At 49.5% G+C, this 12,599-nt stretch carries 2 protein-coding genes; both read right to left on the bottom strand.

Annotated features, from left to right (window positions below):
- Nucleotide 1: 1 nt before the first annotated feature.
- Nucleotides 2-11,317, bottom strand: coding sequence for a hybrid non-ribosomal peptide synthetase/type I polyketide synthase (locus KAI37_RS05620; protein ID WP_258383051.1), 11,316 nt, complete (start codon nucleotides 11,315-11,317; stop codon nucleotides 2-4).
- 33 nt (nucleotides 11,318-11,350) lie between these two features.
- Nucleotides 11,351-12,598: an ACP S-malonyltransferase gene (gene fabD, locus KAI37_RS05615; RefSeq protein WP_071639847.1), complete on the bottom strand. Its 1,248-nt coding sequence runs from the start codon at nucleotides 12,596-12,598 to the stop codon at nucleotides 11,351-11,353.
- Between the last annotated feature and the right edge of the window lies 1 nt (nucleotide 12,599).

The raw sequence follows: 12,599 nt of genomic DNA, 5'->3' as shown, positions 1-12,599 counted from the left end.
GCTAAATCTCCCTCCGTCGGCGTTCTTTTTTCTCTACTTTCACTGATGACAGTGCATGCTGCTGAACTGGGATGACTTCTCTCATAAGCTTTCCATCGCCCCGAAGTATGTTGCTAATCACGGTTTCCTCTGTTCTGAAAAACTCAATGGCAAACGGAACAGATTCATGAATAAGCTGAACAATCTCGCCGTTGATCACATCAAATGTGGTCCTAAAAGCTTCGTGACGCTGAATAAGCGCTTGGAAGGCTCCCTCAAGTCTGGCCATGTCCAGTTCTCCTTCCAGCATCATGGCACCCGGTAGATTGTAGCTTAGATCCTCTGGATTCAGCTCGTGCATCATAAAAAGACGCATTTGAGCAGACGAGGCCGGATAATAGGCGCTTGGAGTCGCAGCAGGGATCAAGGAACGGACTGTCGCTTCATCCTCGTGATGACACTCAACTCTTCTGGAGCTTATGTGATCTGAAAGTTGTCGAATGGTCGGAGCTGCAAAAAGTTCCTTTAAAGTAATCTCGATGGCCAACATTTGACGCACACGCAAAATGAACTGGTAAGCGAGCAATGAATCTCCGCCAAACTCAAAGAAATGATCATCTATACCTACTGCGCCTGTTTTGAAAATGTCCGCCCACAACAGGAGCAGTTGCTGTTCCATTTCGTTGCGGGGCGGTGTATGTTCTTTGCCGGAAGGCAACTCTACCCCCAAGGTATTTAATGCCTTACGGTCCAGCTTTCCGCTTGAACCTAGAGGCATCGTCTCCACCTTCACAAAACGTAAAGGAATCATATATTCCGGCAATCGTTCCAGCAAAAATGCCCGCAGTTTTCGAACTGTACAGTCGGATTGCACAACCAGATAAGCGCACAAATACTTATTGCCCTGCTCATCTGTCAAATCAAGTACAGCCGCCTGCTGAATGTCGTTATTTTGCAAGAGGGCTGTTTCAATTTCACCCGTCTCAATCCGGTAGCCCCCGATTTTCACCATTTGATCCGACCGTCCCAAGTAAACAATCTCGCCACTAGGCAGCATCCGAGCAAGATCGCCTGTCCGATAGATTCGCTCACCTGGTACAAAAGGATTGGAGATAAAACGCTCTGCCGTAAGTCCATCCAGATGTACATACCCGCGTGCCAGATGGCACCCTCCCAGACAAAGCTCTCCTACCTGCCCCAAACCAACCAACGCCAGCTCCTGATTTAAAATATATGCCCGGGTGTTGCCCACAGGCCGCCCGATCGGAATCGGACCTTCGGAAGATACTGATGTACACGTATAGGCTGTTGCAAACACACTGGCTTCCGTAGGCCCATACAGATTAAGTAATCTCGCTTCCGGGAACTTCAGATTAAAACTTCGCACCTGCTCCTGGCCTATCTGTTCGCCACCCGACATGACCCAACGCAAAGTGGCTGCTTGGATCGTATCCTCGACTGAAAGCTCTGACAAAAACATTTGCAGCACGGTAGGAATGAAGAAAGCCACTGTAACCTGATGCCTGTGAATGGTATCCAGCATTTGATGGGTATCCGTTTCTGCACCTGCCTCCAATAACACCAAACGTCCTCCGCCCATGAACCAGCTGAAAAGCTCGACGATGGAACCATCAAAGGTATAGGATGCTTTTTGCAGCACCGTATCCTGCTCCCTTAAACCAAGCTGTTGTGCCAGCCATACCACTCGCGTACTAAAGGCGTGATGCTCCACCATCACCCCTTTGGGCTGCCCGGTTGAGCCGGAGGTGAAGATGACATAAGCCAGATGATCAGGCTGGATGACAAGCTCTGGATTACCTCGTTCTTGCTGATCCTGACACAGTAAGTCAACGTCGATGACCTGCTGGATTCCTTCATCCATCCAGCTGGCATGACACTGCTGATGGGTCAGAATCCATTCAGCCCCAGCGTCTGCCAGGATGTAGCGAATCCGTTCCTTTGGATCGGCTGGATGAATGGGGAGGTACGCCGCCCCTGCTTTTAACACGCCCAATAAGGCAACAATCATTTCCGGTGAGCGTTCCATGACAATAGCTACGACTTGCTCCGGCCGGGTGCCGGAGTCCAATAAGCTATGTGCGACCAGATTCGCCCGTCGATTCACTTCTCCGTAGCTGATCTCCTGTTGACCGGAAATGAGAGCGATCTGCTCAGGGTTTCGGCTTGCTTGATCCTCAAAATATTGATGTAGCAGCTTTACGGAACCCGAATCCATGTCTGTCTGATTGAAATCATGGACGAGTGTCTTCCATTCCGCCTCATTCACCGATTCCGAAGCTGCTATGGCAAGCTCACTCACCCAATCCTCTGCCTTATGGACGCTTGCTGACTCAAGTACTTCCTCTCTGTCCCGCTGATCCGGGTCAACAGCCACCTCTTCTATCCGAAGCTCTCCAATCTTTTGCTGTGGATTGACAAGGACAGTGTGTAAGATTTGAAGGAATTCCCGACTCAAGCGTTCCACCGTCTCTCCGGTAAAGAGATCTACATCGTATTGAAAAATACATTCGATATGCTCGTCGGTCATGGTTGCAGTAAATGTTAAATCGAATTGTGCTCCTGTATACTCCGCTTCATCACATGGAGTCAGTTTCAGGCCGGGTAATTCTACGATGGTACGGGAAGACTCGTTCAATAATGCAAACATGGTATCGAACAGCGGATTGCGGCTTGTTTTGCCAGCTAAATTTAACTTTTCAACCAGTTGCTCAAACGGATAGTCCTGATGCTCAAAAGCCTGAAGAGAACGTTCCTTTACCTGCATTAAAAATTCGTGTACAGTCATGTCCTTCTCCGGTGTGTTGCGAAGGGCCAACGTATTGACGAACATGCCGACGAGAGGACTCAGGCTCGCATGGGTTCTGCCAGATACCGGAATGCCGACGATAATATCTTCCTGCCCGCTGGCTTTGGCCAGCAATAGATTATAGGCCGCCAGTAGAACCATAAATACCGTGACATTTTGCTGCAGGGCAAAGCGTTTTAACTTCCACGTCCATTCCTGATCCAGCTCAAAATGAACGGCTTGCCCTTCACCTCTTCTCACATCAGGACGTGCATAATCCGTAGGCAATTCCAGCTCTGTAATTTCCCCTTGAAAAAGCTCCAGCCAAAACTGCTCCTGCTGACGGAATTCCACACTGTTCAAAAACTCACGCTGCCACACGGCATAGTCTTTATACTGGATCGTCAATTCCGGTAAGTTCATGCCCCCGTATAAACGAGCAAATTCCTCGACGATTATCTCCTGGGAAAGACCGTCCGTAATAATATGATGCATATCAATGAACAGCAAATGACAGTTGGCAGGCTGATGAATAACCTGAACGCGGAACAATGGCTTTTGCCGGAGATTAAAGGGTTTGATTAAACCGTCCTGTTCCACTAATATTCCACGTTCGCGGCCCGATTGAATTTCTTCTATCCATGTCGCTAACCCTTGAACTGTACCTGCCCGGAAGAAGTCGCGCAGTGTCAGATTTACATTCCATTCCTTGTTAATAAGGTAGACCAGCTTGGTTGCCAGCAAGGATTGTCCACCCAGCAGGAAGAAGTCATCCTGTGTACCTATCTGCTTCCGGTGCAGGATTTCCGCCCAAAGCTCAACCAGGCGTTCTTCCAGGGGTGAAGCTGGATGTACATAGGCCGTACCGACCTTGATACTTTCATTAACCAACGGTAAAGCATGACGGTCGATTTTTCCGTGATGTGTTAACGGGATCGCATCGACTCGAACAAAGTAAGACGGAATCATATATTCAGGCAAGGTTACCGACAGATGGGTCTTCAGTTCTGCCACCGACAATTCCTGATCTGCAACGATATAGGCGCATAGCTCATGCATACCAGGCTGGACTTCCTGAACTAACACAACTCCATCCTGTATATGTGGGTGCTGGAGCAACGATTTTTCAATCTCGCCCGGCTCGATGCGGTAACCCCGCACTTTAACCTGCTGATCGACTCTTCCTAAAAATTGAATTTGCCCATCTTCGAGGTATCTGCCCAGATCACCCGTTTTGTACATCCGCTCACCCGGTATCCACGGATTTGCTACAAACTGCTGCTGCGTCAGTTCGGGGCGGTTCATATAGCCGCGTGCAACGCCCCAGCCTGAAATGCATATTTCACCGGGTACCCCGATAGGCATAACATCCGTACCACTGCGATTCATGATGTATACCTCAGCATTGGCTACAGGTCGTCCGACAGGCAATGGATGAACATCTGGAATATCTGGCACACGATAATAGGTAGCACAGACGGTCGCTTCTGTCGGTCCGTACGTATTGTAGACCTTTGCCGAGCGCAACAACTGGGTGACATATTCACTTTTCAACACATCCCCCCCGCTAATATACGTGCGAATATGTGGGAAAGGGGGCAGTTGATTCAGCTCATTTAAAATAAATGGCGATGCGCTAACCACGGTCACTTGCTGCTGGCGAATGAATTGATTCAGCAATTGGATGTCCTTCAGATCATCCCGTGAAACCATAGCCAGCGTTCCCCCTGCTGCCAATGTAGGGTAGATTTCCTCTACGGAAGCATCAAAGGTAATGGCTGCCTGCTGGAGCACAACGTCCTCAGCCGTTAGATGGAACTCATGCTGGAAAGCCGTGATGTAATTCGTTACATTTCTATGCTCAACCATGACTCCTTTGGGCTTACCGGATGATCCTGACGTGTACAAAATATAAGCCAAATGGTGAGGTGCCAGAGGCTCCTTGCCCGCAAGTGCAAAAGCTACATGATCAGCATCTCCGCTGTACAAGGCAGGATCACTTATATCCATGACAGACCCTGTAAATCGAAGCGTGTCGATGCTGACGGTACCCGCAGAAGTTAGGAGCAGAGACACGCCGCTGTCCTCCAGCATGTAGGCCACTCGCTCCGTCGGATGTTCAGGGTCCATAGGGACATAGGCTGCTCCTGCTTTGAGTACGGCAAGCATGCTGGTCAGCATATCCAGCGAACGGGGAACCAGGATGCCGACAGCTTGGTCCGGTACCAAATGATAAGTTAGCAAGTGCCGGGCAAGCTGATTAGCTCTGATATTCAATTGGCTGTAAGTTAGCGAATGCTCTCCGTAGACGGCAGCAATCCGCTCAGGATGCCGTTCGGCCTGCTCTTCAAACCACTGGTGAACCAGCTTTTCCTGTGGGTAATTCACCCGGGTTTCGTTCCACTCGTACAGGGTTCGCTGCTGTTCTTCCGCCTGATTCATGGAAATGAGGCCAATCGGCCGCGAAGCATCCGCACAAACTTCTTGTAAAAGATTCTTGTAATAACTTGCAAGCCGACGTATGGTCTCTCCCTTGAACAGTTGGGTCGCATACTCAAAGTGAAAACGCAGCTTGCCTTCATTTTCAACCCATATGACTGTCAGATCGACTTGTACAGCCTCCATCTTAGCTTCCAACGGAGTAAAGCGAAGCCCGTTGATGCTCATCGGCTCCCCCCTAAAGTTCTGGGAAATAAACTGAACATCAAAAAGTGGGTTCCGGCTCCGGTCTCTTGGTACGTCAAGCTGATTCAGCAGCATTTCAAAGGGATAATCCTCATGCTTATAGGCTTCAAGCGCGTGCTTCTTAACCTCCTGCAAATATGCTGCGAAAGGCTTATCTTCGGCTGGCGCAGTTCGCAGGGCCAGCGTATTGATGAACAGCCCAATCATGTGCTGAACCTCTTCGGACTGACGACCTGCGCTTGGAATGCCAATAATGATATCATCCTGATTCGCATATTTGGCCAATAAAGTACTATAGACAGCGTACAGAAGCATAAAGAGCGTAACCCCATGCTGTACCGCTGTTTTTTTAGCTAAAGCTGTTAATTCCTCATTCAGATCAAATGTATAGACATCCCCGGCATTGCTCATTTGCGCTGCCCGCGGCTCGTCTGTAGGCAGATCAAGTACAGGCAGCGTCCCCTTAAAAACGTCCAGCCAGTATGTCTCCTGCTTTTTCATTTCGGCACTGTCCAGACGCTGATTTTGCCACAATGTAAAATCGGTGTATTGCATAGGCAGTTGCGGTAGATCCTGTCCAGAATAGCCCTGTATCATTTCACTTAATAAAATACCAATTGAGGCTCCATCGGCTGCAATATGATCAACATCGCACAGAAAGAGGTGGGAATCATCCTTCAGCCGGATCAACTTCGCCTTTAACAGCGGCGCACGATTCAGGTCAAAGGGACGGATAAAATCGTCCACATACGCTTCCAGCTCGCGCCCGTCCCCTTCGCTATATTCCAGCGAAAAATCTAACTCCGGGTACACTCTCTGTACCAGTTCGTTATCCCGCAACTCAAAAGCGGTGCGCAGGGAGCTATGACGACGAATCACCGCATATATAGCTTCCTCCAACCGATGATGATCCAGATTACCGGTGATGGTCATCGCACTGCATAGATTATTCAAGGTGCTATGTCCTGCCATTTGACGCATCATATAAAATCGACGCTGCGTCGAGGAAGCTGGGTACACCTCACGTTGTTCCAGCGGATGAATGATCAGATTTTTGTCGGCTGATTGGGGTGCAGGCAGCTCCGTTTCCGTCAGAAGAGGCTGCTTCGCTTCTCCATCCGTATACAGGGCTAATTCGCTGACCGTCATATAGTTGAAGATATCGCTCATATCCACTTTTTTGGACAAGCTTTGATTCATCTGTCCCACCATTTTACTAGCAATCAGGGAGTCTCCTCCCAGCTCATAAAAGCTGTCATAGATGTTCAGCTCATCAAGCCCCAGCACTTCAGCCCATATGCTTGCGATCACTTTTTCAGATGAGCTATATTCTCCTGTCCCTCGACCACGCAGCTGTACAGGACGTCGCACGGCAGCGGATGACGTGACCGCATGGTCATGCAGAAGCCGACGATGACGGTCCAGAATAGCCCGCATTTCAGGAGAAAATCCGAAAGGGATGGCGGCGGAATCCAGTGCGGCCACCTGAGCGTAATTCAAGCCACCCACAATGACACGCGGAACGGGATGAAGCAATAAGTGTTCAAGAGCGGCCAGTCCCTCTTGTGTGGACAGAGCCTGAAATAAGCTCTCCTGGAAATCAACCTCATGCTCAAAAGCCATCCCAACTTCCTGCCAAGGAGCCCAGTTGATGGCAAGCGTACGTCGGCCGGAGTGATTTCGCCACTCGGCAAAGGCATCCAGATAGGCGTTGGCCGCCGTGTAGTCGCTTTGGCCTGGTCCACCCATCAGTGAAGTCACAGATGAAAAAAGAATAAAAAAGTCCAGTGTATCCGCAGCGGTGATTCGGTCAAGCACATGTGTGCCTGTTACCTTCGGAGCCAGTACCTCGGTAAAGCGGTCCTGGCTCTTGAGAGCCATAAAACCGTCTCCAGCCACACCCGCAGCATGGATGATACCGTGAATAGCCCCATACTTGTGGCGAAGTTCATTCAAGGCTTGCTTCATAGCGGTCTCGTCAGCTACATCGACAGCATAATATTCTACCTGCGCTCCCTGCTGCTCCAATTCCAGCAAGGAGGTAACCGTATTCAGCATCCTTGTATTCATATCTGGCTTTAAGTTCTGTCTTACGTTACGGCTTCCGTTCGAATCAGCGTTTGCAATGGCCTTCCATTGCTCCTTGGGTGGCAAAGGCTTGCGACCTATCACTCCCAGTGTGACCTGACCTTTAGAAGCAAGCCATTTACCGATTGCCAATCCCAGCCCGCCAGTACCACCAGTTATGACATAGGTTCCCTGCGGTCTGATCGTAATCGGGTCAGCTTCGCTTTCCGTCAGATCCACAGGTTCAATCTGCTCTACATAACGTTCGCCATTACGCCAAGCGACCAGAAATGTATCATCATCGTGCCGTAGGGAATGAATGAGTTCTGAAGGCTGGGTGCTTGTATCTATATCGAGGCAACGGCAGCTCAGATCAGGGTATTCCTGACCGATGACCCGGGCCAGCCCAAACAAGCCCGCATGTTCTGGATTTAATTCATTTTCCAATTCATTCACTTTATAAGCCTGCTCAGCGATCACCGTCAGTTCCTTAACAGCTGACTTGGTCTCTGCGATTGCCTTAGCCAGATGAAATAGCTGAACCATAGACTGCCCGTTCCAGAGGTATATCAGTTTCTTAGCATTCTGACATCGCATCTCTGTTAACAAGCGTCTATGATGTTCCTCGGAACCAGTAGAGAAGTAAGCATGGTCTGACATTTTAGCAAAGGTGACTCCCCGCTTCACTTCAACCACATCATACCCTTCGTGCGCTAACAATCCACGCAGCGTTACACCGATCGGACGGTTATCTGTGAATAATAAAATCGTTTCCAGCGGTGTGGATAACACTGAATCATTTGCGGTCCGGGTTACTGTATCTTCTTCATACTCGGAGGGTGCTTGTTCTTGCTTTTTCCATACAATCTGATGATATTTATGATGTTCTGTATAGCGGGTTCTTTTAAGATCCGCCTCGTGTACACGTTTGACTGCATAATCTTCAATTTCTACCAGTACCTGACCTTCGGCACCCAGAATGAGCACATCTACCGTTAAAATTTCTCCACTTTCCCTGACCTTGCTTTTTTTGCGCAGATAGCTGTAGCAAAGCCGTGGGAGGGAGTCATAAATGCGCAGCTTGTGATATGAAAAAGGCAGGAACAGGCCATTTCCCAAACTCTGGCTTGCTACCCCGACGGCCACATCCAACAAAGCGGGATGCAGCACATATTGGCTTACATCCATATGATAGGCTGCGGGCAGCTCCAGCTTAGCCAGCACTTGATCTGTTCCAATTGCAATCGTCCGTAGCGTCTCCCACCGCGGCCCGAATGAAAATGCAGCTGCTGCTTCGGCATGATTCTCACCGACTACTACTTCCTGATCGTTGCATTCAGTCCGAATATCGCCCAGACTCATAACAGGATGGGCAGCCTTTACAAACACCGCGCACCCCTGTGCATGCCTTACCCAATTCTGTTCCCACGGCTGAACTGTGGGTCCCGTCCGGCTTAATACCTTAAACGAAAACGTCTCACCCTCCCGTTGCAAAATGGTGTGTACTTCTCTATCTTCTCCTTCATCCACGATGAGTGGAGAAATAAACTGGATATCATATAGCTCCAGCACCTTGCCTGGACGCTTGTATTTTTCCAATCCTGCCCTAACCATTTCCAGATAAGTGGTTCCTGGTACAATACAGTTTTCCATAATCTTATGCTCGCTTAGTACCCAATGACGCCCAACAGAGAAACGGGTCAGGTAAATATCCTGATCCTCGGTTTCTGCCAAACAATAGTCCAAAAGCGGATGTGTTGTTTCCATCTCTGTGAAATCTCGAACTTGGGAAGCCTGAGAAACGACTTCTGCCTTCTCCTCTACCTCTATCCAGCATCGCTTAGGCTCAAAAGGATAGGTGGGAATGCTTCGTCTGTGGCACGCTTTGCCTTCATACAAGCTCCCCCATTCCACATCTGCTCCCTCAACATACATACGGCACAGGGAATCCAGCGTATCGAACTCGAATGAAGACTGGGTCAGTTTCTCTTTGGCTGATGCTGTCAGTCTTCTGGATTCCTCCAGCGTAAGCTCCCCTACTTCTTTTTCCTTCTGTGCAGATACAACCTTATGACGTCCAAAATACACACCCTGTATGAACTCTTCTTGTTGCGCTTGTCCGCTAAAGCCTGAGGTCTGAATTTGAGTCAGCTTTGCTCCCAGATCATCCCAATCCCGGCACAGAATCGCCAGACGAAAGCCATACTGCCCTCGTCCGGTATTGGCGGTATAACAAAGATCGCGTAACGGATAGGTTTTGGGTTCCATGACATATTGCTGATATTGCTTCACATAGGCTGCAAGCACTGTTTCATTTTTAGCAGATAACGTAAAAAGCTGAACCGTTTCCGGTGTTTCATGCTCCAACTGGCCTCCATCTTGCATTTCAGCCCACACCGGGGCCTCTTCCAGAACGACATGGCAGTTCGTACCGCTGAGCCCGAAGGAACTGACTCCGCAGCGTCGCGGAAAATCCTCCTTGGGCCAAGGCTGCAGCTTGTCATTCACATATACAGGCGAATCAATAAAGCTAATATCCGGGTTTGGGCAGGTAAAATGTAGGCTCGCCGGAATTTCTGCATGCTCCAAAGCGAGCACTGCCTTTAAAAAGCCCGTGATTCCCGCACTGTTATCCAGGTGACCTACATTGGTTTTGACCGAGCCTATGGCACAAAATTGATTCCGGTCGGTATACTGCCGAAAAGCTCTCCGTATACCATCAATCTCCACTGGATCACCCAGTTTGGTGCCTGTCCCATGAGCTTCAATATATGTAATGGTATCCGGGTCAATCCCAGCATCCTTCCAGGCCCGTACAATGACATCCTCTCCTGCCAGCGAATTGGGAGCCGTAATTCCGGCCGAAGTCCCGTCATTGTTCACAGCACTGCCTTTAATGACAGCATAAATATGGTCCTGATCCTGAATGGCCCGCTTCAAGGGTTTGAGCAGAACAGCGGCTACACCTTCTCCTCCGCCTGTGCCATCTGAAAAGCTATCGAACGTTCTCGTCCGGTCATCCGAGGAGCCTACACCCAGCCCCCCGCCCTTTCCCTCTTTTATAGGTACGAGTGTGACCTTCACCCCGCCGGCAATCGCCGTATCGCAATCGCCGTGCCGCAAATCCCGGCAGGCCAGGTGAATGGCCACCAAAGATGAAGAACATGCGGTATCCACCAACAGACTGGGCCCTTTTAAATCCAGCAGATAGGCGATCCGACTGGCAATCATGGAATGGATATTACCTGGAATCGCTGAAGAAGCTGATGAAGGAGCCATTTCTGCTATAAACCGCTTGTACTCCTCACCAAAATCACTGCTGTAGCCGACATAGACTCCTGTCCGACTACCGGAAAGCTTTTTACCACCGTACCCCGCATCTTCAACGGCCGCCCAGGCAGACTCCAAAAACAGTCGCTGGTTTGGGTCCATCAATCGCGCTTCAGCCGGAGAAAGTTGAAAAAAGGGATAGTCGAACTTATCAATTTCTTCTAGAAATCCACCTTCATTTAATGCCGTTTGTTCATTCAACAGCCCCGCTTGGAAGAGGCTCTCCAGCTCCCTTTTTCGTCGGGCAGGAAAAGGGCGTATGGCGTCCTGCCCCGCCCGCAGAAGATCCCAAAATTGAGCCGCATTTTCACTTTCGGCAATTTTACAGCTAATCCCGATGACTGCAATATCCGAATCTCGCAGCTCATTAACCGCGATCGGACCCGCGTCCTGAAAATCCTGTTCATTGAATTGAAGAGCCGCCAGATTGAATCCTGTTTTTGTCATCATCGTACTCCCTTCCGTTCCTCGTGTTCGCTGCGATTAGCTGACCTGAAACGCGGGAAATAATTCGCGTGTATGCGTATTGCTGAAAATCTGCTCAAACCGTTCAGCCCGTAATTCCGTTGGTGTTAATTTGGTTGCAAAAATGGACTTTAGCTTGTCCAGAGCTTGCTGCATTTGTTCCAACGTTGGTTCTGTTCCGGTTGTGATCAATTGTTCGCGCAGGTTTTGCAATTCTTTGTATGGAACGACTACACCCTGCTCATACTCATCGTTATTCCAGTTCCGGTTCTGGGTTGAAACCGCAATCGCAATACAGGAGGTCACCAGACCCAAACCATCTGGTTTGCTCTCGATATCAGCATTCCGCAGCAATTCCAGAGTGGAGGGATGCTCAAAAGCAAAGGAATGAGCCGTAGAGGAGATACCAGCCATTAAATTCCTCAATACGGTTTTGGGGCCGATTTCTATAAAATGATTCACACCCTGATTCAGCATGTATTGAACGCTTCTGTGCCATTGCACAGGCCTTGCCATCTGGGACGTAAGGTTAGATAGGATATAACGACGATCCGCATAGGGTGTCGCTGTAACATTAGAGAGCACAGGCCATTGAAAACGGCCATAATCATATCTCTCCAGCTCCTCCCGAAATTTACCCGCAGCGCTCCGCATTAAATTTGTATGAAACGGAAAGTCCACTTTGAGGCGAATCGTCTTGATTCCTCTACGGTTCAGTTCCTCTTCTGCCTTTTCCAGTGCAGGAGTATGACCCGAAATGACGAGCTGCTCAGAGGAATTATAATTCGCAATGCCGACCGATACGCCGGCTGTCGAGGCTTGCTGGCACACCTCATCCACCTCACGCTCATGACTCCCGACTACCGCCAGCATCGCACCTGTACCGGGAGCAACAGCTTCCTGCATCAGAATGCCCCGCTGACGTACTATTTTCACCGCATCCGAAAAAGCAAGCGCCCCTGTACTGACCAATGCCGAGAATTCTCCCAGACTGTGACCCGCTACCAGAGATGGAGCAAGCTTCAATTCCTGCATCAGTACACGAAAAGCTGCGATGCTCACGGTCAAAATAGCAGGCTGGGCATTAGCGGTCAGAGTCAGCTCATCCATGGAACCTGTGAAACAAAGCGTCTTTAGATCAAACCCCAGCGCATCCTCGGCCTCTTCAAAGGTTTCTCTTGCTACTGAATGTTCATCGTATAAGCTTTGACCCATGCCTACATATTGAGAGCCTTGCCCCGGGAATAAAAATCCTAATTTTTTCATC

The sequence above is a fragment of the Paenibacillus sp. S25 genome (assembly GCF_019454085.1).
Lineage (GTDB): Bacteria > Bacillota > Bacilli > Paenibacillales > Paenibacillaceae > Paenibacillus > Paenibacillus polymyxa_B.
Note: the sequence above shows the minus strand (reverse complement) of the source record. Positions and strands in the feature narration are given on the sequence as shown.

Bases quoted from the DNA above. Each gene is read 5' to 3' on its own strand.
- KAI37_RS05620 (WP_258383051.1), bottom strand. From the start codon at position 11,317: ATGATGACAAAAACAGGATTCAATCTGGCGGCTCTTCAATTCAATGAA.
- fabD (WP_071639847.1), bottom strand. From the start codon at position 12,598: ATGAAAAAATTAGGATTTTTATTCCCGGGGCAAGGCTCTCAATATGTA.